This window comes from Nonomuraea sp. NPDC050786 (assembly GCF_040654115.1).
Taxonomy (GTDB): Bacteria; Actinomycetota; Actinomycetes; order Streptosporangiales; family Streptosporangiaceae; genus Nonomuraea.
In genome coordinates this window covers 132,448-154,090 of record NZ_JBFAHJ010000013.1, presented here as the reverse complement: position 1 = coordinate 154,090, position 21,643 = coordinate 132,448, and the positions used below count along the sequence as shown (strand labels likewise).

The following is a 21,643-nucleotide window of genomic DNA, read 5'->3' as shown; positions in this document are numbered from 1 at the left end:
GTGAAAGCGATACGCCTCATCGGTTGAGTGAGAGATGTGACTGCCAATTCGACGGCTGAAAATCGCGCCGATCCGCGGGGGACGATCAGCGACGAGGCTTTGGTGAAGCTGTCGCGTCGCACGCCCGAGCGGTTCGGGGAGATCTACGACCGGTACGTGGGCGAGATCCACGCCTACCTGGGCAGGCGGCTCGACCGGCAGGCCGCGGACGATCTCACAGCCGAGGTGTTCCTGGCCGCCTTCAAGAAGCGTGAGACATTCGATCCCCAGCGCGGCCAGGTCCGTCCCTGGCTGTACGGTTTCGCCGGAAACGTGATCGCCCTGCACCGGCGTACGGAGGTCCGGCGGCTGGCCGCGTTGCAGCGCAGCGCCGGCGCACGCGACGGCAGCGAGCACGGCCATGAGGATCACGTGGTCACCCGTCTGGACGCCGAGAGCGCACAGGGGCGGCTCGCGGCCGAGCTACGCACGCTGTCCGACGGGGACAGGGACGTGCTCCTGCTGAGCGCGCTGGGTGAGCTGAGCCATGAAGAGGTCGCCCAGGCACTCGACATTCCGTACGGCACTGTCGGGTCCCGCCTGTCACGGGCACGCAGAAAGCTCCGCGCCGCCTTGGGCGGCGCCAATCCCTTGCTTGGAGGCTCTGATGGATGATTACCAGGCGGTGAGGGACCTGCTGCCCGCGCCGCCGCTGTCGCCTGAGGTCGAACGGGCCGGGCGCGAACGGCTCAACGCCGCATTCGCCCAGCAGCGGGTACGGCACGGCCGCAGGGCCGCCAGGTGGAGCGCTGTGGGCGTCGGCCTGGCCGCTGCCGCGGCGGCTGTCGCGATCGCCGTCGCGCCGTCGGTGTTCCCTGGCGCGCCCGCGACCGATCACCAGGTCACCGGCGCGGATGGAAAGGGGTTCCTGCTGGTCGCGGCCGCCTCGGTCACCGCCATGCCCGACGCGGGCGCGTGGTGGGGCAGCACCGAGATCAACGGCCGGCAATTCCACGACCCCAGTGGCCAGTACGTTCTGCGCATGAGCGAGTCGGTCGAGACCTGGATCCCGGCCGATCCCGAAGGCCGTACCTGGTACCGCGTCATGTCTCAGGGGATCAGGCCCGCGACGCCGCAGGACGAAGCGGCCTGGCGCGCCGACGGCTCTCCCACGTCGTGGACGTACACCACGCGCTCGGAAGCGGGTCATACCGGCGTCGTACGCTCCGCGCCCGGCGAGCGGCGAACCTGGTCCACCGAGGATTGGGACTTCCGCATTCTCACAGCGGGCAGGCCGCTGACCAAGATGAGCCAGGTACCGGATACGCCAGAAGGGCTCAAGGCACTGTTCGGCGGCGACGATCGCACGGTCATCGACACCGCCGCGCGGCTGCTGTTCTTCGCGCCGGTGACAAGCCGGACAAGGGCCGCCGCGTACCGGCTGCTCGCCTCGACCCCCGGTGTCCAGGCCGCCGGGCAGGTCACCGACGTGCTCGGCCGCATCGGGCAGGCTGTCGAGTACGAGTCCGGTGAGTTCGCCCCACCCAACTACCGGGGGCCGACCAGGACACGGTTGGTGATCGACCCCGCCTCCGGCAGACCCCTTTCCATCGAAGTCCGTTCCGCCGCGGACGGCCTGCTCCTGACGTACACCGCGATCCAGGACAGCCGCTGGGCGGATGCCAACCCGTTGAAGGAGAACGAATGAGATTCACTCTTACCGTTGCCGCTGGGCTGCTGTTCGCTGGTGTGGCCGCTGTCCCGGCGTCCGCCGATGCGCCGAAGGCGGCGTACTGGCGGGTCGAGACGACCTACACCAAGACCCACCCTCACGCGGTCGGCAGCGGTTACTACCTGACCCAGCGCAGCGTCAGCACCGAGTGGCTGTCGCCAGAGGGCAAGAGCTGGAGTGGCTTCCGTGAGCTCGGAGCCAAGCCCGCGACCAAGAAGGACGAGGCGGCCTGGCGCGCCGACGGATCTCCGACCACCTGGGACTACCGCACGGAAGGCATGAAGATCCACCTGTCCACCCAGCCCGGCAAGGGATCCGTGCAGGAGACCAAGGGGCGGCCCGACGGGTTCCGGCTGGGCGAGAGGTATGTTACGTACCAGCAGCTCCAGGCGCTGCCGACGGAGGCCGAGGCGCTGCGGAAGCAGCTGACCGCCGAGGTCAACACCTGGATCGACGAGGCCGCCGAGGAGGCGAAGACCACCGCCCCGAAGGCCACGAAGAACGACTGGCTGGTCAACCTCGACCGATATGTCGCCCAGCGGGCGGCCGAGCTCCTGTACGTGAACCCCGCACCCGACAAGGTCAGGGCCGCCGCCTACCAGGTCCTCAAGACCACCAAGGGCGTCAGCGACCTCGGCCGGAGCAAGGACCCGCTGGGCCGCTCCGGCCAGAAGCTCGCCCTGCCCGTCTCGTCCCGCGAGGGGTCGGTGCTCAAACAGCAACTCCTCGTGGACACCACGGCCATGACGCTGCTGGCCGAGTACACCGACCTCAAGGACGGCGGCAAGGCGGTGCTCGGCAAGTCCGGCGTGACGACGTTCAAGGCCGGTTGGACGGACGACAAGCCCGCCGTTCCAGACGTGAGCTGACCCGAGTCTTCGCCGCAGCCCTGACGTCGACGTCAGGGCTGCGCGTGATTGCTGCTGGGACCCCCAGGGACTCCGGCGGGGTCACGACGGGATGTCGAAGTACGCGCGGATCGTGGTCGCCCCCGCGCGGGTGTGAACGCGTACGAGGTCGCTCAGCAGGTTGACGATCAACAACCCCCGCGACCCGGCGTGCCGGGGATCGACCGGCCGGCGCCCCGCCAGCAGGTCGGTGATGTGTCCCGAGTCGCTGACCTCGCACACCAGCCGCCCGTCCGCCACCCAGATCCGGACGGTCCCCGACCCGCCCCCGTGGTCGAGGCTGTTGGCGCCGAGCTCCGCCACCGTCAGGCGGATGTCGTCGAGCCGGTCGCCGGAGAATCCCACCGACGCGGCCTGCGCGGCGGCCAGGCTGCGCGCGTCCGACAGGTTGGTGCGGTCGAAGTACAGTGACACGAACTCGGCCGGCTCCTCAAGCGCCCGGTTGTGCCCCGAAATCACCAGCTCGGGCGCGTAGTCGGGGCTGGGCCACTCTCCCTTGACGTCCCACATCACGGGATGGGTGCGCTCCGCCTCCTGGATGACCTCGGGCGCCAGCCCCACCACGTCGTACGGGCACAGGATCGTGACCCGCCGCCCCGCGAACGCCAGGTTGATCAGCGCCTCGTGCTGCGCGGCGGCACCGTATTCGGTGTCGCTGCGCCCGGCCCAGATCGGCTCGCCGATGATCCGGACGTGGACGCGCGGGTGCTGGTCGGCGAACTCGCGGAGCACGCCGGGGATGATCCGCCCCGGATTGCGCCCGGCCTCCTGCATGTTGAGCAGGAGCACCGACTTGGCGTCGTCACCCAGCTCGGCCTCGATCAACGCGAGATTCGCAGCCGGCACCGCGACCGCGACAGGCTCGCCGAGGGCCAGCCCGGCGCGGACGAACGCGGTGGTGGCAGCCACGTATTCCCGGTCGCCCCGGTAGAGGAGCGCGGGATGTACAAATGGTTCCGCCGACATCAGGCTTCACGCTACCCAACGTTGATGACTTCAAGGCAATCCGTTGGGTACCTAGTATGTGTGAGAAGCAGAACGCGGCTCATCCGCCGCCCCCGCCCCGCAATCAGGCAACTCCCTGTGGATCTACGCACTCCGTCCGGCCGGATCCTGCCGTTCTGAGCTGAAAACCCTATGCTCAAGGACATGCGGGATTTGCAGATGCGGGTTTCCGACGATGACCGGGAGCGCGCCGCACAGCAACTGCAGCACGCCTTCACCGAGGGCCGCCTCACCCAGCTGGAGCTCGAGGACCGTCTTGAGATCGCTCTGACCGCGAAGACCTACGGCGACCTGCTGGGCCTGATCGACGATCTCCCCGTCGACCAGCCGCAGGTCGAGGAGGTCGTCGAGCTGGAGTCGAAGAGCGGCCACATCAAGCGCTCCGGCGACTGGGCCGTCCCCCGGCGGCTCCGGGCGACCGCCAAGTACGGCAGCGTCGAGCTGGACCTGTCCGAGGCCGTGGTCACGCACCCGGTCGTGGACATCGAGCTCGACCTCGCGTACGGCTCCGCCAAGATCATCCTTCCGGAGGGCGGAGTGGCGAACATCGACGCGTTCCGGAGCGACTACGGCCACGTCTCGACCTCCGACGTGCCGGGCAGGCCGCGCCCCGGGGCGCTCTACGTCGTGATCAGCGGCAGGACGAAGTACGGCGGACTGACGGTGCGCTATCCGCGCAAACGCTGGTTCACCCACTGATGGAAGAGCGAGATGTGGTGCTCGCTGGGCACGAGCACCCCTCCGTCGCGGTACGCGCGTGACGACATGCCGGGCTGGGTCCGCTCGCAGGCGTCGAAGTCCTGCTCGTTGACCCGGTGGAACAGCTCGACCGACGGCGACAGGTCGGCGCCGGAGGCCACCACGTCCGGGTGATAGAGCCAGTCGCACTCGACCACGGTCCTGTCCACCGCCAGCGGGACCATCCGGTGCAGGATCACGTGGTCCGGCACCAGGTTGACGAACACCTGCGGCTTGACGGTGATCGCGTAGTAGCGGCGGTCCTGGTCCCGCGACACGTCGGGCAGCTTGCCGAACCCCGGGCCGCCGTCCACGGTGAACCCCTCGACCCGCTCGGCGAACTCCGCGCCGTGGCCCACGAAGGACTGCGCCGCGTAGCCGCTCGCGAACTCCGGCAGCACGGCGACCAGCTCGGGGTGGATGGTCGCGCAGTGGTAGCACTCCATGAAGTTCTCGACGATCAGCTTCCAGTTGGCCTTGACGTCGTAGCCGATCCTGCGGCCGAGCGCGAGCTTGTCGACGTGGTAACGCTCGATCGCGGCGGGGTCGCCGAGCCGTTCGGTGGCCGCGTACGTCACCGTCTCCTCGAACGAGGGCGGCTCCGCGGCCAGGCAGACCCACGCGTACCCCAGCCATTCCCGCAGGTGCACGGGGACCAGGCCGTGCTCGACGCGGTCGACGTCGGGCATCTTCGCCAGGTTGGGGGCGGCGGCCAGGCGGCCGTCGAGGTCGTAGGACCAGGCGTGGTACGCGCACCTGATCGTCCTCCTGACCTCGCCCTCCGGCTCGAGGCAGAGGCGGGCGCCGCGGTGCCTGCAGACGTTGAGGAAGGCCCGCAGCCGATCGTCCCGGCCGCGTACCACGATCACGCTCTCCCTGCCGACCTGGACCGTCCTGAATGATCCCGGCCTCGGCAGGTCCTCGCCCCTGACCGCGCAGAACCAGAGGGCCTCGAAGATCTTGGCCTGCTCCTCGGCGAACAGCTCGGGGTCGGTGTACGAGCGGCCGGGAAGCGTGGGCATCAAGCTGGACAACCGGCCCCCTCTGTTGCGCATGACGCACCGAGTTGCTCTATATGCGACTTTATGCGGACATCGTCAGTCGGCCCTAGGACACTGTCAAGAGGTAGGTGCTGTACCTGCGCAACAGCACCGTGTACAGCCTGGTCACCAACCCGTCGGGCAGCAGCCCCGCGGCCGGGCGCTGCGCGGTGTTGGTGGGCTCGGCCGCGGCCAGCCGGGCGGGCCTGCGGACCACCTTGGAGCGCCGCCGCTCGTAGGCACGCAGGTCACCGAGCGAGTGCGCGAGCAGCCAGGCGTCCTCCAGAGCCTGGTTGGCGCCCTGGGCCATGGCGGGCGGCATGGTGTGCGCGGAGTCGCCCGCCAGCGTGGTGGGCCCCCTCCCCCACACCGTGGGGATCGGCTGCCGGTGATGCGGGAAGAAGCCCGGCTCCTCGATCGTCTCCAGGACGGCCGGCACCGGGTCGGCCCAGCCGCGGAACCGCTCGCGCAGCCGTCCCACGACGTGCGGGTCGTCGTCCCAGAAGGGCCGCCCCGGCGCCGACCTGACATCGAACCACCACAGCAGCCGCCCCTCTCCTGCCGGGATCAGCCCGCACACCCCGTTCGTGTCGGCGATCATCACGGCCCTGCGCCCGACCGTCAGCGCGGTGGGCGCGGTGGTGAACCCCTGCCACGTGACCCAGCCGCTCAGCTCGGCCGGATCGCCGCCCCACAGGGCACGGCGCACCACGGACCGCCGCCCGTCGGCGCCCACGAGCACGTCACCGCGGACGGTCCGGCCGTCGGACAGGCGGGCCTCCGCCCGCTCGGGGACCACGTGCTCCGCGGGCACGCCGTAGCTCACCGGCACCCCGTCGGCGAGCAGCTCGACCAGCTCGGAGCGGGCCACGTGCACGACGGGGTGACCGTAGCGGCGCTCGGCCGCGGTCAGGTCCACGGTGAGCAGCCTGCGCCCGTCCGGGGCCCAGGACTCCAGCGTCTCCAGCCGCCGGCCGATCCCCGCGTGGTCGGCGCGGAGCTCCCGGAGTATGGCCGTGCTGCCGGGCCAGAGCGTCACGGAGCCGCCGGCCGTACGCGGCTCCGGCGCCTCCTCGTACACCTCGGCCTCGTGACCCGCGTGGAGCAGGCCGCGTGCCAGGGCGAGCCCCGCGACGCCCGCTCCGATGACGATGACTCTCATATGAGACATCGCCTTCACCATCCGCGCGGCTTTACACCGGCTTGATGCCTACGGTGTTAGCGGGGTGCAAGTGATGGTCAAGAGCTGATCCATAATGTTCCCTTCGTTCGTTAAACCTACGAAGGGCTTGAAATGACACCCCCTCGTCGTCGCCTGGCCGTCGCGGCCGCGACGCTGACCCTTGCCGTCCTCACCACCGCCTGCGGTGCCATCGGCCAGGCTGTTGACTGCAACACCGCCGCCAGTGAGGCCAGCAAGATCGCCACCGAGTGGAGCACCGCGGTCACTAGCAACGCCACGGACGCGAAGGCCGTCGGCACGGCCTCGAAGACCGCGGCGGACAAGACCAAGGAACTCGCCGGCAAGTACGACGGCGACGTCGCCGCCGCGCTGAACGACATGGCCGCCGGGTTCGAGTCCCTGGAGAAGGGCGACCTGAGCAGCGTGTCTGAGTTCACCGGCAAGATGACCGGCTTCCAGACCAAGATCATGTCCGCCTGCTCCTGACGTCAGGCCCGCGGTCGCCGTACCACCTGTGGGGGGCAGGACGGTGCGGCGGCCGCGCCGCGTCCGGGCGAATTCGTTCTAGTCTTGCTGCCCGTGACGGCTGAGACTTTGGCGGCGCGCACGGGGGCGTCCGCCGCCTTGTGGAAGACCCGGCTCTCCGGCCACCCCGCGCGCGTGGGCGCTCTGGCGCTCGTCTCCGCGGCGGTCTACGCCGTGCTGGGGCTGGTCAAGCTGGCCACGTTCCGGGCCACCACGTTCGACCTGGTGATCGTGGACCAGGCGGTGCGCAACTACGCGCACTTCCGCCCGCCGTACATCCCGGTGCGCGGCGTGTTCTCCGACCGCGGCATGGACTACATCCAGCTCGCCGACCACTTCTCGCCGATCTACGCGCTGCTGTCGCCGTTCTACTGGATCCACGACGGGCCGGAGTCGCTGATCGTGGCGCAGGCGGCGCTGTTCGCCGCCGCGATCCCCTTCCTGTGGCGCTACACCAGGCGCGTGCTGGGCGTCGCGCCCGCCTACCTGCTCTCCGTGGCGTACGCGCTGTCGTGGCCCGTGGCGCAGGCGGTCGCGTTCGACGCGCACGAGGTGATGTTCGTCCCGCTGCTCACCGCGATCATGATCGAGCGCTACCACGCCGGCCGGACGCTGCCGGCGTTCCTGGCAATGTCCGGGCTCCTCCTGGTCAAGGAGGACATGGGGCTCATGGTCGCCGGGGTGGGGCTCTGCCTGGTCGTCATGGGCGAGCGGTGGCGCGGCGCGCTCTGCGTGCTGTACGGCCTCGGCGCCGTGCTGGTCGCCCGCGGCCTGGTGACCTCGGTCTTCGGGGGAGACGCCACGGACTACTGGGGCTACGGGCACCTCGGGAAGAACCTCCCCGACGCGCTCATGGGGATCGTCCGCGATCCCGTCTCCGCGCTCCTGCTGCCGTTCAGCGCGGAGGCCAAGGTCGACACGCTGCTCCTGCTGGCCTGGCCGACGTTGATGCTCTGCCTGCTCTCGCCGCTGTCCCTGGCGGCGCTGCCGCACGTGCTCGAACGCATGCTCTCCGACCGCGACCAGTGGTGGCAGGCCGACTTCCAGTACAGCGCGTTCACCGTGATCATCCTCTTCTGCGCGGGCGTGGACGGGCTGGCCAGGCTGCTGCGCCGGCTCAAGCGCGCCGACGACCGCTCGCTCAAGCTGGCCTGGGCGGCGGCGGCCTGCGCGGTCGCGCTCACCCTGGTGCCCAAGTTCGCGCTGGACCAGCTCTACCATCCGGCGTTCTACACCGAGCCCAAGGCGGCCGCCGCCGCGGAGGCCGCGAGCAAGGTGCCCTCCGGGGTCACCGTCGAGGCGGTCAACTCCCTCGGCCCCGCCCTCAGCTCCAGGACCACGGTCCTGCTGTGGACGGCCAAGTCGCACGGCGCTCCATGGGTCGTGGCCGACACCGCGCGCTGGGAGTTCCCCTTCGGCTCCCCCGACGAGCAGCTCGCCGTGGTCGGGGGCCTGCAGGCCAACGGGTACACGAAGGTCTTCGAGCGCGACGGCTACGTGGTGCTGCGGCGCGACTGAACCGCCTCCTCGTAGGCCCGCTCGAACCCCTCCAGGACAGTGGGCCACGAGCCCGCGGCCGGACGCGTCGCGCGGTTGTGCGCGGCGATCGACTCGCGCAGCCCGGAGTCCGTGCACAGGCGCGCCACCGCGCGGGCCAGGTCGCCGAGCGTACGGCCGAGCAGCCCCTCCGTGCCGTCCACGACGAAGTCGGCGACCCCGCTCTGCGCCCTGGCCACCACGGGCAGACCCGCGGCCCGCGCCTCGAGCGCCGCGATGCCGAACGACTCGCGCGGCGCGGGCGCCACGAACATGTCCGCGGACTCCAGCACCTTGGCGATCTGCTCCCGGGTGTAGCGGCCGGGCAGGGAGACCCAGTCGGCCATGCCGTGCCTGGCGAGAAAGCGTCTCATCTGGCCGCGGGCCGGGCCGTCGCCGACGATCGTGGCGCGCATGGGGATCTGGGCGGGCACCAGCGCCCTGGCCGCCTGAAGCAGCTTCAGCAGGCGTACGGGCTGCTTGCGCGGCGCCAGCCGGCCGACCGCGACGATGTGCACCTCGTCGCGGCGGTCGGGGCTCCCGGCAGGGGGCGCCCAGCCCGACAGGTCGAGGCCGTTGGAGACCACCCGCACCGGCACCTCGGGCCCGGCCACGGCGCGGATCGGGACCGCCGCCGCGCTGCTGACCGTGGTGGCCACCAGCCCCCACCGCTGCCAGCCGAACGCCAGCCGCAGCAGCCGGTAGACCATTCTCGTGACCGGGTCCCACATGCTGTGCACGGTCACCACGCACGGCACCCCGGCCCGCGCGGCGGCTTGCACGCCCATCCAGGCGAACGGCGAGACCGCACCCGTGTGGACGTGCACCACGTCGGGGCACAGGGAGGTGATGCGGCGCGTGAGGTGCCCCACGCCGAACGGGTGCACCGGCAGGTCGAACGGCATCCTGGCGACGATCCGGTGGACGCCCGGCAGCTCCTCGCCCCTGGTCGCCGTGGCCACCGAGACGTCGTGTCCCGCCTCGCGCTGCATCCGCACGAGATCGGCCACCTGGACCTCGATCCCTCCGAGGCGCGGCAGGTAACAGTCACTCACGTGAAAGATCCGCACCCCTCCCAGACTAATCTGGGCGTGTGCCTCCACGTACCGCTGTGTTCTTCCATGCTCATCCCGATGACGAGGCCCTGCTGACGGCGGGCACCATGGCGATGCTCGCGGCCGAGGGGCACCGCGTGGTGCTCGTGGTGGCCACCGCGGGCGAACGCGGCCTGGCCGACATGGAGCCGGGCGAGGCGCTCGGCGAGACCAGGCTCAAGGAGCTCTACAAGTCGGCCGCGATGCTCGGCTGCGCGCGCGTGGAGTGCCTCGGATACGGCGACTCCGGGCTGAGCCCCAAAGGCGGCATCGCCGAGGAGCGGCCCGACAACGCCTTCATCGACGCCGACACGGAGGAGGCGGCCAAGACACTGGCCGCGATCCTGCAGGAGGAGAAGGCCGACCTGCTGGCGATCTACGATCCGGCGGGCGGCTACGGGCACCCCGACCACGTGCAGGTGCACCGGGTGGGCAAGCGGGCGGCGAAGATCGCCGGCACGGAGATCGTCCTGGAGGCGACGGTCAACCGCGATCCGCTGGTCAGGCTGCTGCGGCTGGCGGGCCGGTTCTACAAGTTCCCGCCGGAGTTCGACGTGCGGACGTTCGAGAGCGCGTACTCGTCGGGCGAGACGATCACCCACCGGGTAAATGTCCGGAAATATACGAAACAGAAGCGGGCGTCCATGGCCGCGCACGCCTCCCAGGCCAGCGGCGGCGACAGCGACCGCACGCTCGCCGTCATGCTGAAGGTCCCCGGCCCGATCTACCGTTTCGTCTTCGGCACCGAGTGGTACGTACGCCGCGACCTGCCGCCCGGCGCCCGGCTGACTCATCCCTTCGACCGGTGGCCCAAATAATCCCGCAGAAGGACGATGTCGCTCCGGCGACCCGTCAGACTGGACCCCGATGAAGAACAAGTGGCTCCAGATCGCCCTGTCCGTGCTGTCGCTCGGGCTCGCCGTGCTGCTCGTGGTCTATTTGCCGCAGATCGTGCACACGCTCACCGGCAAGCCCGTCTCCTGGCACCAGATCGGCGCGGTCTTCGGCACGCTCGGAGCCGGCGAGATCGCGCTGATGAGCGCGCTGTGGCTGCTGAGCCTGCTGGCTTACACGTTCGTGCTGACCAACTCCCTGCCCGGCCTCAACAACCTGCAGGGCCTCACCATCAACGCGGCGGGCAGCGCGGTCAGCAACCTGCTGCCGTTCGGCGGGGCGGTCGGCGTGGCGGTGACGTTCGCGATGACCAAGGGCTGGGGCTTCACCAGCCGGTCGATCGTGGTGATGACGCTGGTCAGCGGCATCTGGAACACGTTGTTCAGATTCATCCTGCCGGCCGTCGGGATCATCGCGCTGCTGGCCGCGGGCAAGGCGCCCAACGCGACCGTCGCCAACGCCGGGTGGACGGGGGCCATCTCGATCCTCGTGCTCTGCGTGATCGTGGCCGTCGCCCTCTACTGGGAGCGCGCCGCCGACGTGCTCGGCCGCGCGCTCGACGGCGTCACCCGGCTGCTCCGGCTGAAGTTCCACGCCTCGGACGCGTTCCACAAGCTGCGCGCCGACACCGCCGGCGTCGTCAGGACCCGGTGGCTCGGGCTCTCGCTCGGCATGGTGTTCTTCCTCGGCTTCCAGTGGGCGATCATGGCGGCCTGCATGTACGCCACCGGCGCCTGGCCAGGCCCGGCCGAGTCGATCGCCGTCTTCGCGCTCTCCAGGGTCCTGACCAGCGCCCTGATCACGCCCAGCGGGGCGGGGATCATGGAGAGCGGCGTGGCGGCGCTGCTCATCTCCGCCTTCGGCGTGCCGGCCACTCCCGCGATCGCCACCGCACTGCTCTTCGGCTTCTGGACTTACACTATCGAGATCCCGTTCGGCGGCCTGGCACTGGGCGCATGGGCGCTGCTGCGCAGGCGCAACGGCCGGAACGCCGGCGCGGAGCCCCCGTCCGCGATCTCGAAGGCCCAGTAGTGACAATCCCAAACCCATCAAAGACCTTGTGCGTGATTCCTAGGCCCGCATAGCGTGGCGGCTGACATGGTGGCGTTCCGAGTTCTGGGGCCAGTCGAGGCGTACGAACACGACGACGAACTCGACCTCGGCGGGTTGCGGCAGCGGGCCGTCCTCGCCCGACTTCTCGTGGCCAGAGGTCAGGTCGTGCCCGTTGACACGCTTCTTTACGATCTGTGGGACGACGACGCGGCAAAGGGCGCGCAGTCGGGCCTGCAGGTCTACATCTCGCGCCTGCGGCGGGTGCTGGAGCCCGGCCGCCCGCGCGGGGGGCCCAACCGGCTGCTGGTGACGGTCGCGTCCGGCTACGCGTTGCGGGTGGCCGCCGACCAGGTCGACGCGCTCAGCTTCGAGCAGCTCGTACGCGCGGCGGGCGAGCATCTCGAGGAGGGCGATCCGCAGTCCGCCCGCGGCCGCCTGGAGAAGGCTCTGGGGCTGTGGCGCGGCACCCCCTACTCCGACTTCGCCGACCAGTCGTGGGCGGAGGCCGAGGTCAACCGCCTGGCGGAGCTGCGCCTGGTGACGCGCGAGCGGCACGCCGACACCGGCCTGCGGCTGGGCCTGCACGCCGAGACCGTGCCCGACCTGGAGGCGCTGACCACCGAGCACCCGCTGCGCGAGGAGGGCTGGCGGCTGCTGGCGCTCGGCCTCTACCGGTGCGGCCGGCAGGGCGACGCGCTGGCCGCGCTGCGCCGGGCCAGGAACATCCTGGCCGACGAGCTCGGCATCGACCCGGGCCCCGCGCTGCGCAAGCTGGAGTCCGACATCCTCGCCCAGTCGCCGGAGCTGGACCTCGCCGTCCCGGCGCGGCCCGCGCGGCCCGCGCCGGTCACCGACACCTGGCCGCCCAGGCCGGCCGCGGCCGTCGAGCCGCCGCCGCTGGAGCCCGAGCCGTTCGTCGGCCGCGACGCCGAGCTGGCCAGACTGACCACGACCGCCTCGCGCACGGGCAGGTTCCAGGTCGCGATCGTGGCCGGGGTCGCGGGCGCGGGCAAGACCACGCTGCTGCGCCAGCTCGAGGGCAGGCTCGCCGCCGACGGCTGGATCGCCGCGTCCGGCGCGTGCCCCGACTCCAGCGCCACCCCGCCGGGCTGGGCCTGGGTGGAGATCCTGCGCACGCTCACCGCCACGACCGGCGCGGGCGAATACGCGCAGCTGCTCGCGCCGCTGCTCGACGACGCCGCCCCCGACCCCGACGAGGACGAGGCGTCCGGCGGCTTCCGGCTGCACCGCGCGGTCGGCGGCTACCTGGCCGGGGTCGCGCGCCGGGCGCCGGTGCTGCTGACGCTCGAGGACCTGCACTGGGCCGACGACCAGACGCTCGCCCTGCTGCGCGCGCTGCCCAGCCTGCTGGCCACCAGCCGGGTGCTGCTGGTGGTGACGTGCCGCGACAACGAGCTCGACGACCGCCAGTCCGACGTGCTGGCCGCGCTGGCCAGGCTGGGCCCGGTGCGCGTGAGCCTGTCGGGGCTCGACCCCAAGGCCGTGGCCGAGCTGGTCAAGGCGACGTGCGTACGCGAGATCGACGAGGACGCGGTCGAGTCGATCGTCGAGCGCACGGGCGGCAACCCGTTCTTCGTCCGCGAAACCGTCCGCCTGCTCGACTCCGAGGGCGCGGCCGACCGGGCCAGCGCGGCCGAGGTGCTCTCGCAGGTGCCCTCCGGCGTGCGCGACGTGCTGCGGCGGCGCATCTCGCGGCTGCCCTCCGGGGCGCAGCAGATCCTGCTGCAGGCCGCCGTGATCGGGCGCGACGTCGATCTCGACGTGCTGATCGCCGTGTCCGGCGACGCGGACGCCGTGATCGAGGCCGTCGAGGCGGCGCTGCTGGCCGGGCTGGTGACCGAGCCGGGTCCCGGGCAGCTCAGGTTCGACCACGACCTGGTGCGCGACACGATCTACTCCGACGCCTCCAGGCTCCGCCGCACCAGGCTGCACGCGGCCGTGGCGGCGGTCATCGAGCGGCAGCGGCCGTCCGACGTGGCGGCGCTGGCCCACCACTACTTCCTGGCCGACGCGGCCGGGAAGGCGGTCCACTACGCGGGGCTCGCGGCCGAGCAGGCCGAGCGGCGCTTCGCCCACCGCGAGGCGGCCACGCTGTGGGAGCAGGCCATCGCGGCGTTCGACCGCTCGCGCAACGACGAGCAGAGCGGCGCGCAGACGCCGGAGCGCACGAAGGAGCGCCTGCGCCTCATGCTCCGCCAGATCAGGGCGCTGGCCCTCTGCGGCGACATGACGGCCGCCCGGCTGCTGCGGCGCCAGGCCATGGACGCCGCGCTGCCGCTGGGCGACCTGGAGATCACCGCGAAGGTGGCGGCGTCGCTGGCCGTCCCGCACAAGGGCATGGCCCGCGACTTCACCCGCACCGCGTGGGAGATCGTGGACGTCACCGAGAAGGCGCTCATGGAGCTGCCCGAGGGCGAGCAGCGGCTGCGGGCCAGCTTGCTGACCACGCTGGCGCTGGAGCTGGAGGGCTCCTCCTCGCCCGAGCGCGGGCGCCAGGCCTCCCTGGAGGCGCTGGAGCTGGCCAGGCAGAGCGGCGACCCGACGCTGATCGCGGCGGCGCTGAGCGGGCGGCTGCGGCAGTCGTACGACATCCCGGCGGTGGACAGCCGCGAGAGCATCGGCAGGGAGCTGCTGGAGGTCGCGCAGCGCTCGGGGCAGATGGCCACGCAGGCGCTGGCCCATCTGGTGCTGCTGGAGTGCGCGGCGGCCAGGGGCGAGTTCGCGGTCGCCGACCGGCACGCGGCCGCCGCCGACGCCCTGGCCAAGCAGTACGACCTGTCGGCGCCCGCCGCGGTCGTGGTCTGGTACTCGGGGCAGCGGCTGATGATCGCCGGCGACTACGCGGGCGCGGAGCGGGCCTATCGCGAGGCGGCCAGGATGACCGCGCGGGCGGGCATGCTGGAGGGCCGCCAGGACCTCCCGTTGATCACGGCCTTCTGCCTGCACCTGGTCGACGGCCGGGCGGCCGAGATGGTCGACATGCTCGGCGAGAAGCACCAGCAGGGCGCCAAGTGGACGCTCGACGCGTACGCGCTGGCCCTGGCCTCGGCCGGGCACCTGAAGGACGCCAAGGCCGTGGCCGCCACCCGTCCGCCGGTGCGCCCCGACTTCCTCTACGAGCTGGCGATGACCTGGCGGGCCCTGGCCGGCATGCTCCTCGACGACCGGGAGCGGATGGTCGACTGCTACGACAAGCTCAAGCCGTTCGCCGACCGGGTGGCGGGCGCGGGCACCGGCGTGGTGGCGCTGTGGCCGGTGGCGCTGACGCTCGGCGACCTCGCCATCCGCCTCGGACAGCCCGACGCCGCGCGCGACCACTACACGAAGGCGCTGGAGGTGGCCGAGCGGGTCGGCGTGCCACGCTGGGTGGAGGCGGCGCAGCGGTCGGTCAGCAGCTCATCTGGCAACGGACGCTCTTGAGGGCGCCGTCGACCGGCTGACCGCCACGGGCCGCTCCGGCAGTGGCTCGGTGACGGGCAGCTCACGGGCCGACAGGGTGACTGTCGTCACAGGTGCGGGCGCGGTGCCGGCGCTGTCGTGGGCGGAGACGCCGGCGTACGCGCCGGTGAACGCCAGAGACGCCACGAGCAGCTTGGCCGCGTTCGTGACGCCGCACGCCAGAACCGCTGCGCCTCTCCCCGGCATGTCCGACCCCCTTCTGCCTCACCCTAGAGTGAGGCTGGGTGGTTGAGTCCTGGTTGTCACCTGGTTGCCGTGGCTTGCAAGCTGGTGTGGCGGAAACTTGCAGCTTGAACTAAGGTAAGCCTGACCTAAGGCTTGGGAGGGGTGTGCGGATGAGCGGCATTGCCGATCCTCTGAAGCCGTCCTGGTTCGGCCTGCCGCACTGGCTGGTCGGGGCCGTGCTCATCCTCGCCCTGTTCGGAGCGTTCCAGGTCTACTACTGGGTCGGCCGCAGGCTGGGCGAGAAGCTCTACGACTCTCGCGTGGGCGTCCGGGTGGGTCGCGAGCGGATCGCGAAGATCGAGCAGGTCGTCGAGAAGTGGGGCGCGCTGGCCGTCTACGGCTGCTTCTGGGTGCCCATGCTGCGGCACACGCTGCCGTGGGTGGCGGGTGCGCTGCGCGTGTCCTACCCCTGGTACGTGGTCGCGAGCGCGCTGGGCTGCCTGACCTGGGCGCCGCTGTGGTGGTTCGCCGCTACCGCGGTCGTCTGGGGGTGGCTGGAGCTGGCCGCGCGCTCGCCCGTCACGGCGGCGGTCGTGGCCGTGCTCGCCGTGGCCGCGATCTCCTGGGCGGTGGTGCGGCGCCGGAGAAAGCGGCGCGCCGCCTCGTCAGAGGCCCTGGTCTCCTAGCCGCGTCCCGGTCCGGTCGTCGATGACGGCCTCAGGGGCGTTCCTGCGGACGGTCTCGATGCCGTTCGCGCATGCGATCTTGGTCGGGTACCCGCCGCCGACGGCCAGGGTCTGCCCGTTGTTCGCGACGAGCGTGAAGCGGAAGCCGCCCTGCTCGTCCTCATCGATGATGAACCTGCCCGCCACGGCCGCCCGCCCTCCCTCGTCCAGCGTGGATTTACCCCATCCGATCTGCACTTATGGCGTAGTTCGGCAAACAGAGCCTTGATCTCCTGCCAACATGTTTGGCATGCGTATTGGGGGTTTCATTGGCTCTGCCGTACTCGCGCTGGTTGTTGGGGTCGCCTCCCCGGCCGCGGCGGCGGACGCGCCGGAGGTCGCGGCCAAGTCCGCGTACGTGGTCGACTCGGCCGGAACGATCCACTTCGGCAAGAGCGAGACTCGCCGGACTCCGGTGGCCAGCCTGGTCAAGGTCATGACGGCGTACGTCGTGCTGCGCGAGGCCAAGCTGGACGACACGATCACGATCAGCGCCACCGACGTCAAGTACGCGGCCGGCAACGGCGCGACCACGGCCGGGCTGAAGAAGGGCGAGCGGCTCACGGTCAGGGACCTGCTGTACGGCCTCATGCTGCCGTCCGGCGCGGACGCGGCCAACGCCCTGGCCCGGCAGTACGGTCCGGGCAAGACGGCGTTCGTCGCCAAGATGAACCGCACCGCCCGCTCCCTCGGCCTGTCCGACACCCGCTACGCCAACCCCGACGGCATGCCCACGCCGGGCAACGGCGGCTACTCGACCGCGGTCGACCAGGTCAAGCTGGCGCAGCGGGCGCTGGACGACGCCACCTTCGCGGCGGTGGTGGGAAGCAAGGTCCACAAGGTGGCCAAGACGTCGCTGCACGGCGCGCACACCTGGCGCAACTCGAACAAGCTGCTGTCGCGTGCCGACGGGGTGCTGGGCGTGAAGACCGGGTACACGAAGGCCGCCGGATACTGCCTGCTCTTCGCCGGGGAGCGGAGCGGCAAGCGCGTGGTGGGCGTGCTGCTCGGCGACCGGAAGGAGCGCCGCTTCGCGACCGCCGAGCAGCTCCTGGACTACGCCGGGGAGCAGATCGCGGGCGGCTGACCGAGGGAGTAGGCGCGGCCTTCGACGCCCCACTCGCCGAACGGCGGGCGCTCGCCGCGGTCGATCGCCCGGATGGAGGGGCGGCCGATGTGGGCGAAGACCAGCCGCCCGACCCGCAGCTCCTGCGCGCGCCTCGCGACCTGGAGCACGCTCGCGTGCCCGCCCACGCCGCCCGCGAAGCGGATCGGCCGGTCCCAGCCGGCCGCGTCGGCGAACATCAGGTCCACCCCCGCCGCCCAGGCGGGAAAGGTCCAGAACTCCGGCGCCCAGGCGGCGTTCGCCCGCTCCGTCCTGATCAGGTAGCCGTAGGTGGGGTGGGAGGTGTGGGTGACCGGCAGCGGCACGATCTCCACGCCCGCGGCCTCGTAGGCCGCCACCCCGGTGGCCATCCCGAGCGCCCGCGCCGTACGGCGGATCCGGGGCATCAGCTCGGCGCGTTCGTCGCAGACCAGCCAGCCGTCGATCCGCTCGCCGCCGGCGGCCTCGCCTCCCCCGTCGAGCAGGACGCGGTGGCCCTGCCAGCGGGCCAGCAGCCCGGCGGGGCGGTAGCGCGGGGAGTTCATCGCGCCGACGCCGACCAGGCGCAGCCGCAGGGCCGTCATGCGGCCGTCCAGCTCACGTCCTCGCGTGCCCCCAGCGCCTCCTCCACCCGGGACAGGGGCAGCGCCAGCGGCATCGGGTACGTGGTGCGCACCCTGGACAGATCCCGGTGCATGCGGGCGAAGACGGCGAAGTCGCGCGGGAACGCCCGGGGATCGACCCCGGCGAACACCCCGACCTTCCGGGCTCTTGCCAGCACGTCCTGCCACGCGTCGATCGGCGCGATCCCCGGCGACTCGACGCCGTGCGAGAAGAGCGCCATCCGGATCTCGTCGTACGGCTCCCCGCCGTCCAGGTACGACAGCAGCCCCTTGCGCGAGCGCTCGGAGTTGAAGACCATCCAGTACGGCACCGATCCCGTACGCAGCGTCCACCACGGCTCCAGCAGCAGGAACGACTCCACCAGCAGCCGATCGCCCGGGAGGCCGCGGGAGGCGTACCAGGACCGGTAGAGGTCGGCCACCGCCGGGGTCAGCGCCTCGGGATCCGGGAACCGCAGCACGGCGACGTCGTTGCCGGCACGGCCGGCGGCGTCCCGCAGGTCGTCCATGAGCTCGGGCTCGAACCCCCACTCCGCCTCGGGGCTCTCGCCGTCCGGCTCGGGAGCGTCCCAGCTGCGGTACGGGGAGCCGTGGCTCGCCAGGTATCGGGCGATCTCCGGGCTCCCGAGGCGGTACTCCTGCGGGGAGAGGCCGCCGAGCGCGCCGTGCTGGAAGACGTACCGCTCGCCGATGCGGGTCGTCGGCCAGCGCACCTCGCAGTCGGAGACGACGAGCGTGCCGTCGAGACATTCGTCAAGGAACCGGCGGTAGGCCGCCGGCAACCGCCGCCACTTGATCCGGAAGTAGGACATTCCCGCAATCATCAGGCGGTCCTGGTTCGCGTCGTGCATGTGGTGCAGGATCAGGTCGGGGTTGGCGGCGAGCATGGCCTCACCGGCCGGGCGGACGCGGCTCAGGCAGTCCTTGGGGGCGTCCGGATGGCCGCCGCGCTGGCGTACCGGCACCAGGAGGGTCTGGGGCAGCCAGGGCGCGCCGAGGGCCGCGGCCAGGTGGACGAGCGCGCCGGAGGCGGAGCCCACGAAGACCACCGGGTAGCGGCGGCGCGGGTAGTGCCCGACGACCCACTCGGCCAGTTCGTCCGCGCGGAGTCTCGCCAGCTTCGCCGGCGCGCTCGCCTCGCTCCACCCGGACAGCGCGTACGCGCGCTCCGAGTGGCGGCGCGGCAGCCGGTTCGCCGCGCCCAGCACGCGGGAGGCGACCGGCTCGACGGCGGCGGGGAACTGCCCGAGCGACGGGAAGTCACGTCCGCGCAGGTAGCGGGAGAGCGCACGCAGCATGCCCGTGGCCGAGTCGAAAGAGGCGGCGTACTTATGCATCGGCCAGGAACCCCCTGATGAGCGGCACGAGGGCCGCCGGATCGCGGAACGGGACCGTGTGCGGCGCACCCGGCACGACGGCCAGCCTGCCCCGGGGCACCTTCCGGGTGACCTCCTCGGCCCAGTCCTGCGGAGCCAAGCGGTCGAACTCTCCTCTGACGACCAGCGTGGGCACCGCCACGTGCGGCAGCTTGTCCTCCACGCGGTCGCGTACCGCCGCCTCGAAGCCGGCCAGGACCTGCCGGAGCCCGGCGTCGCGGTAGTCGGCGGCGTTGAGCGGCATCATGCGCGGGTCCTCGCGCCTGGAGTTGCGGAGCCACCGCGCGATGAGCCGCGGCCACGACCGGGCCGCCGGATCCACGGTGGGTCCGATCAGTACGAGCGAGCGCACCCGCTCCGGGTGACGCACCGCGACGTCCACGGCGACCTGGCAGCCGAACGAGCAGCCCGCCAGGCAGGCGGGCGGAAGCCCTTCGGCCGCCAGCCAGTCGGCCAGGGCGTCGGCGAGTTCGGTCAGGCCGAGCGCGTACGGCGGTTTCGTGCTCTGCCCGAATCCCGGCAGATCGACGGTCCAGGCGGGCAGGTGCTCCCCCAGCGTGGCGACCAGGGGGCGCAGCTCCCTGCTCGACACGCCCGCGCCGTGCACGCAGACCACCGGCGGGCTCCCGTCCGCGTCCGGCGGGACGCGCCGCCACGCGGTCACCGACCAGTCGCCGATCCTGGCCGTGCGCTGTTCGAGTTCGATCCCTGTGCTTCTCATGGCACAGACACAGGTGCCCTCAGGAAGGCCGGGCTCACTTTCCTCACATGGTCCGGCAGGCCGGATCCAGTCGGTCGGCGGTCCATCTGAGCGAGTGCGCCACCCGTACGCGCACCTTCGCCCTGGGGCGGTGCGGTCTGCGCGGCGCCTCGGGGAGCGCGTCGCCCAGCGAACCCCGGTAGCCCATCGCCGTCTGGTGCGCGAGGACCTGCATAGCGTCCATGACTCCTCCTTAATCAATTAAGACCTTAATCAATTAAGAAGGATGGGGCAAGCTCTTCGGTACGGTGGGACGATGGCCAGGGTGACACTGCAGACGATCGCCGACCGGGTGGGCGTGTCCCGGGCCACCGTGTCCTACGCCTTCTCCCGGCCCGACCAGCTCAGCGAGGGGCTGCGGCAGCGGATCATGGAGGTGGCCGACGAGCTCGGCTACGCGGGGCCCAACCCGACGGCGCGCTCGCTGCGGCTGGGGCGGGCGGGGGCGCTCGGGCTGATCTTCACGGAGACGCTGGCGTACGCGTTCGCCGACCCGTACTCGATCGGCTTCCTCCAGGGGCTGGCGACGGCGGCCGAGGACGCGGGGGTGGGGCTGCTCATCCTGCCGATCCCGCACGGCGACCGGCGCAGCGAGACGGTCAGGGACGCGGTGGTCGACTCGTTCTGCGTGATGTCGCTGGCCGACGGGCATCCGGCGCTGGCCGAGGTGTTCGCCAGGAAGCTGCCCGTCGTGGTGGTGGACGAGCCGTACGTGCCCGGACATCCGTTCCTGGGGATCGACGAGCCCGCCGCCGCGGCCACCGCCGCACGGCACGTCCTGCGGCTCGGGCACCGGCGCGTGGGCGTGGCCATGGTGGGGCTGCATGAGGACGGCTACACCGGCTGGGCCTCCCAGGAGCGTCAGCAGAGCGCCGTGTACGAGGCCATGCGGCGCCGGCGGGGCGGCTACCAGCAGGCCTGCGAGGAGGCCGGGATCGACTGGTCAGGCGTGCCGTTCTACGAGGTCGCGCGTAACTCGCGGGAGGCCGGGCGGAAGGCGGGACACGCGCTGCTCGGTCGCGACCCACGGCCCACCGCGATCCTCACCAACACCGACGTGCTCGCGCTGGGGATCCTCGACGCGGCCGCCGACCTGGGGCTGGAGGTGCCGAGGGAGCTGTCTGTGGTGGGCTTCTCCGACAGCGCGGCCGAGGAGGCGGGGCTCACCACGATCAGGCAGGCCAAGCAGGAGATGGGCGAGACGGCGGGGCGGCTGCTGCTGTCGGGGACCGCGGCCGAGCCGGAGCGCCTGATCTTCCCGTACGAACTGATCGTCCGCGCCTCGACCGCTCCCCCGCCTCAGACCTGACGGGTCAGGCCGCGCAGCGAGAGCTCGAGTCATTGAGTACCGCAAGAGCAACGCAGCGGGGCCCGCACCGTACGGTGCGGGCCCCAGCTGCGTGGTGCGTCAGGGTCAGGCGGGAACGATGTTCTCGGCCTGAGGGCCCTTCTGGCCCTGGGTGATGTCGAAGGCCACCTTCTGGCCCTCGCGCAGCTCGCGGTAGCCGCCGTTGGCGACGATGTTGGAGTAGTGCGCGAAGACGTCGGCGCCGCCGCCGTCCTGCTCGATGAAGCCGAAGCCCTTTTCCGAGTTGAACCACTTCACGGTGCCAGAAGCCATGTTGATCTCCTTTGATAGGTGTAAAGCCGAAATCCGCATCGGACGGATTTCGCGTCGCCGCGATAGGCCCACACCCGGAGAGAACGGGCAAACAACAATGC

General features: G+C 71.4%; 23 protein-coding genes. 12 read left to right on the top strand and 11 right to left on the bottom strand.

Annotated features, from left to right (window positions below):
- Nucleotides 1-102: 102 nt before the first annotated feature.
- The 3 genes from AB0H84_RS24345 to AB0H84_RS24335 are packed head-to-tail and all read left to right on the top strand — an operon-like array spanning nt 103 to nt 2,580.
- Nucleotides 103-654 (top strand): RNA polymerase sigma factor, encoded by a 552-nt coding sequence (locus AB0H84_RS24345; protein WP_357608231.1) that lies wholly within the window; start codon nt 103-105, stop codon nt 652-654.
- Complete coding sequence (locus tag AB0H84_RS24340; protein ID WP_357608229.1) at nt 647-1,687, top strand: hypothetical protein; 1,041 nt, start codon at nt 647-649, stop codon at nt 1,685-1,687. The genes AB0H84_RS24345 and AB0H84_RS24340 overlap by 8 nt, the downstream gene beginning before the upstream one ends.
- Nucleotides 1,684-2,580 (top strand): hypothetical protein, encoded by an 897-nt coding sequence (locus tag AB0H84_RS24335; protein ID WP_357608227.1) that lies wholly within the window; start codon nt 1,684-1,686, stop codon nt 2,578-2,580. Before AB0H84_RS24340 ends, AB0H84_RS24335 begins: the two co-directional genes overlap by 4 nt.
- Before the next feature lie 81 nt (nt 2,581-2,661).
- Here AB0H84_RS24335 and AB0H84_RS24330 read toward each other — a convergent pair whose 3' ends face one another.
- Nucleotides 2,662-3,585: an anti-sigma factor RsbA family regulatory protein gene (locus AB0H84_RS24330; protein ID WP_357608224.1), complete on the bottom strand. Its 924-nt coding sequence runs from the start codon at nt 3,583-3,585 to the stop codon at nt 2,662-2,664.
- Between the two features lie 183 nt (nt 3,586-3,768).
- On the opposite strand from AB0H84_RS24330, the gene AB0H84_RS24325 reads away from it, so the two are divergent.
- The gene (locus tag AB0H84_RS24325; RefSeq protein ID WP_357608222.1) at nt 3,769-4,323 is read left to right on the top strand and encodes a DUF1707 domain-containing protein; all 555 of its coding nucleotides are present in this window, start codon (nt 3,769-3,771) and stop codon (nt 4,321-4,323) included.
- On the opposite strand, the gene AB0H84_RS24320 is transcribed toward AB0H84_RS24325, so the two are convergent.
- Both AB0H84_RS24320 and AB0H84_RS24315 read right to left on the bottom strand, forming a co-directional pair.
- Nucleotides 4,293-5,384 (bottom strand): aromatic ring-hydroxylating dioxygenase subunit alpha, encoded by a 1,092-nt coding sequence (locus tag AB0H84_RS24320; protein ID WP_357608433.1) that lies wholly within the window; start codon nt 5,382-5,384, stop codon nt 4,293-4,295. The genes AB0H84_RS24325 and AB0H84_RS24320 overlap by 31 nt on opposite strands.
- Nucleotides 5,385-5,469: 85 nt before the next feature.
- Nucleotides 5,470-6,564 (bottom strand): NAD(P)/FAD-dependent oxidoreductase, encoded by a 1,095-nt coding sequence (locus AB0H84_RS24315; RefSeq protein WP_357608219.1) that lies wholly within the window; start codon nt 6,562-6,564, stop codon nt 5,470-5,472.
- A gap of 132 nt (nt 6,565-6,696) precedes the next feature.
- Between AB0H84_RS24315 and AB0H84_RS24310 the strand changes: the two genes are divergently transcribed.
- Nucleotides 6,697-7,071 carry a hypothetical protein gene (locus tag AB0H84_RS24310; protein WP_357608217.1) on the top strand — a complete coding sequence of 125 codons (375 nt, stop codon included), beginning with the start codon at nt 6,697-6,699 and terminating at the stop codon, nt 7,069-7,071.
- Nucleotides 7,072-7,164: 93 nt separating this feature from the next.
- Nucleotides 7,165-8,628: a DUF2079 domain-containing protein gene (locus AB0H84_RS24305; RefSeq protein ID WP_357608213.1), complete on the top strand. Its 1,464-nt coding sequence runs from the start codon at nt 7,165-7,167 to the stop codon at nt 8,626-8,628.
- Here the strand turns inward: AB0H84_RS24305 and AB0H84_RS24300 are convergent.
- On the bottom strand, nt 8,604-9,701 hold the full coding sequence (locus tag AB0H84_RS24300) for a glycosyltransferase family 4 protein (RefSeq protein WP_357608210.1): 1,098 nt from the start codon (nt 9,699-9,701) through the stop codon (nt 8,604-8,606). The genes AB0H84_RS24305 and AB0H84_RS24300 overlap by 25 nt on opposite strands.
- Nucleotides 9,702-9,739: 38 nt before the next feature.
- Here AB0H84_RS24300 and AB0H84_RS24295 point away from each other — a divergent pair, with 38 nt between their 5' ends.
- The 3 genes from AB0H84_RS24295 to AB0H84_RS24285 are packed head-to-tail and all read left to right on the top strand — an operon-like array spanning nt 9,740 to nt 15,128.
- On the top strand, nt 9,740-10,558 hold the full coding sequence (locus AB0H84_RS24295; RefSeq protein WP_357608206.1) for a PIG-L family deacetylase: 819 nt from the start codon (nt 9,740-9,742) through the stop codon (nt 10,556-10,558).
- A 49-nt stretch (nt 10,559-10,607) separates the two neighbouring features.
- Nucleotides 10,608-11,666, top strand: coding sequence for a lysylphosphatidylglycerol synthase domain-containing protein (locus tag AB0H84_RS24290; RefSeq protein WP_357608204.1), 1,059 nt, complete (start codon nt 10,608-10,610; stop codon nt 11,664-11,666).
- Between the two features lie 54 nt (nt 11,667-11,720).
- Complete coding sequence (locus AB0H84_RS24285) at nt 11,721-15,128, top strand: BTAD domain-containing putative transcriptional regulator (RefSeq protein WP_357608201.1); 3,408 nt, start codon at nt 11,721-11,723, stop codon at nt 15,126-15,128.
- On the opposite strand, the gene AB0H84_RS24280 is transcribed toward AB0H84_RS24285, so the two are convergent.
- Nucleotides 15,105-15,353 (bottom strand): hypothetical protein, encoded by a 249-nt coding sequence (locus AB0H84_RS24280; RefSeq protein ID WP_357608198.1) that lies wholly within the window; start codon nt 15,351-15,353, stop codon nt 15,105-15,107. The genes AB0H84_RS24285 and AB0H84_RS24280 overlap by 24 nt on opposite strands.
- A 149-nt stretch (nt 15,354-15,502) precedes the next feature.
- Here AB0H84_RS24280 and AB0H84_RS24275 point away from each other — a divergent pair, with 149 nt between their 5' ends.
- Nucleotides 15,503-16,018 (top strand): VTT domain-containing protein, encoded by a 516-nt coding sequence (locus AB0H84_RS24275; RefSeq protein ID WP_357608195.1) that lies wholly within the window; start codon nt 15,503-15,505, stop codon nt 16,016-16,018.
- Here AB0H84_RS24275 and AB0H84_RS24270 read toward each other — a convergent pair.
- Entirely contained in the window at nt 15,998-16,255 is a 258-nt protein-coding gene (locus tag AB0H84_RS24270) for a YegP family protein (protein ID WP_357608192.1), read from the bottom strand. The two genes, AB0H84_RS24275 and AB0H84_RS24270, sit on opposite strands and share 21 nt — an antisense overlap.
- Before the next feature lie 52 nt (nt 16,256-16,307).
- On the opposite strand from AB0H84_RS24270, the gene AB0H84_RS24265 reads away from it, so the two are divergent.
- On the top strand, nt 16,308-17,144 hold the full coding sequence (locus tag AB0H84_RS24265; protein WP_357608189.1) for a serine hydrolase: 837 nt from the start codon (nt 16,308-16,310) through the stop codon (nt 17,142-17,144).
- Here AB0H84_RS24265 and AB0H84_RS24260 read toward each other — a convergent pair.
- From AB0H84_RS24260 to AB0H84_RS24245, 4 genes are read right to left on the bottom strand one after another with little or no spacing between them, the layout of a single operon-like run.
- On the bottom strand, nt 17,114-17,746 hold the full coding sequence (locus AB0H84_RS24260) for an MBL fold metallo-hydrolase (protein ID WP_357608186.1): 633 nt from the start codon (nt 17,744-17,746) through the stop codon (nt 17,114-17,116). The two genes, AB0H84_RS24265 and AB0H84_RS24260, sit on opposite strands and share 31 nt — an antisense overlap.
- A complete protein-coding gene (locus tag AB0H84_RS24255; RefSeq protein ID WP_357608184.1) occupies nt 17,743-19,122 on the bottom strand; it encodes a hypothetical protein in 1,380 nt (459 codons plus the stop codon). Before AB0H84_RS24255 ends, AB0H84_RS24260 begins: the two co-directional genes overlap by 4 nt.
- Complete coding sequence (locus tag AB0H84_RS24250) at nt 19,115-19,882, bottom strand: alpha/beta hydrolase (protein ID WP_357608181.1); 768 nt, start codon at nt 19,880-19,882, stop codon at nt 19,115-19,117. The genes AB0H84_RS24255 and AB0H84_RS24250 overlap by 8 nt, the downstream gene beginning before the upstream one ends.
- A gap of 43 nt (nt 19,883-19,925) precedes the next feature.
- Nucleotides 19,926-20,105, bottom strand: coding sequence for a hypothetical protein (locus AB0H84_RS24245; protein WP_357608178.1), 180 nt, complete (start codon nt 20,103-20,105; stop codon nt 19,926-19,928).
- Nucleotides 20,106-20,177: 72 nt separating this feature from the next.
- On the opposite strand from AB0H84_RS24245, the gene AB0H84_RS24240 reads away from it, so the two are divergent.
- Complete coding sequence (locus tag AB0H84_RS24240) at nt 20,178-21,230, top strand: LacI family DNA-binding transcriptional regulator (RefSeq protein WP_357608175.1); 1,053 nt, start codon at nt 20,178-20,180, stop codon at nt 21,228-21,230.
- Nucleotides 21,231-21,335: 105 nt separating this feature from the next.
- Here the strand turns inward: AB0H84_RS24240 and AB0H84_RS24235 are convergent, their stop codons facing one another.
- Complete coding sequence (locus AB0H84_RS24235; RefSeq protein ID WP_357608173.1) at nt 21,336-21,542, bottom strand: cold-shock protein; 207 nt, start codon at nt 21,540-21,542, stop codon at nt 21,336-21,338.
- Nucleotides 21,543-21,643: the final 101 nt, after the last annotated feature.

Excerpts from the sequence above, each read along its gene's own strand:
- AB0H84_RS24340 (WP_357608229.1), top strand. The coding sequence starts at position 647 with ATGGATGATTACCAGGCGGTGAGGGACCTGCTGCCCGCGCCGCCGCTG.
- AB0H84_RS24335 (WP_357608227.1), top strand. The coding sequence starts at position 1,684 with ATGAGATTCACTCTTACCGTTGCCGCTGGGCTGCTGTTCGCTGGTGTG.
- AB0H84_RS24330 (WP_357608224.1), bottom strand. The coding sequence starts at position 3,585 with ATGTCGGCGGAACCATTTGTACATCCCGCGCTCCTCTACCGGGGCGAC.
- AB0H84_RS24325 (WP_357608222.1), top strand. The coding sequence starts at position 3,769 with ATGCGGGATTTGCAGATGCGGGTTTCCGACGATGACCGGGAGCGCGCC.
- AB0H84_RS24320 (WP_357608433.1), bottom strand. The coding sequence starts at position 5,384 with ATGCCCACGCTTCCCGGCCGCTCGTACACCGACCCCGAGCTGTTCGCC.
- AB0H84_RS24315 (WP_357608219.1), bottom strand. The coding sequence starts at position 6,564 with ATGAGAGTCATCGTCATCGGAGCGGGCGTCGCGGGGCTCGCCCTGGCA.
- AB0H84_RS24310 (WP_357608217.1), top strand. The coding sequence starts at position 6,697 with ATGACACCCCCTCGTCGTCGCCTGGCCGTCGCGGCCGCGACGCTGACC.
- AB0H84_RS24290 (WP_357608204.1), top strand. The coding sequence starts at position 10,608 with ATGAAGAACAAGTGGCTCCAGATCGCCCTGTCCGTGCTGTCGCTCGGG.
- AB0H84_RS24280 (WP_357608198.1), bottom strand. The coding sequence starts at position 15,353 with ATGCCGGGGAGAGGCGCAGCGGTTCTGGCGTGCGGCGTCACGAACGCG.
- AB0H84_RS24275 (WP_357608195.1), top strand. The coding sequence starts at position 15,503 with ATGAGCGGCATTGCCGATCCTCTGAAGCCGTCCTGGTTCGGCCTGCCG.
- AB0H84_RS24265 (WP_357608189.1), top strand. The coding sequence starts at position 16,308 with ATGCGTATTGGGGGTTTCATTGGCTCTGCCGTACTCGCGCTGGTTGTT.
- AB0H84_RS24260 (WP_357608186.1), bottom strand. The coding sequence starts at position 17,746 with ATGACGGCCCTGCGGCTGCGCCTGGTCGGCGTCGGCGCGATGAACTCC.
- AB0H84_RS24255 (WP_357608184.1), bottom strand. The coding sequence starts at position 19,122 with ATGCATAAGTACGCCGCCTCTTTCGACTCGGCCACGGGCATGCTGCGT.
- AB0H84_RS24250 (WP_357608181.1), bottom strand. The coding sequence starts at position 19,882 with ATGAGAAGCACAGGGATCGAACTCGAACAGCGCACGGCCAGGATCGGC.
- AB0H84_RS24245 (WP_357608178.1), bottom strand. The coding sequence starts at position 20,105 with ATGGACGCTATGCAGGTCCTCGCGCACCAGACGGCGATGGGCTACCGG.
- AB0H84_RS24240 (WP_357608175.1), top strand. The coding sequence starts at position 20,178 with ATGGCCAGGGTGACACTGCAGACGATCGCCGACCGGGTGGGCGTGTCC.
- AB0H84_RS24235 (WP_357608173.1), bottom strand. The coding sequence starts at position 21,542 with ATGGCTTCTGGCACCGTGAAGTGGTTCAACTCGGAAAAGGGCTTCGGC.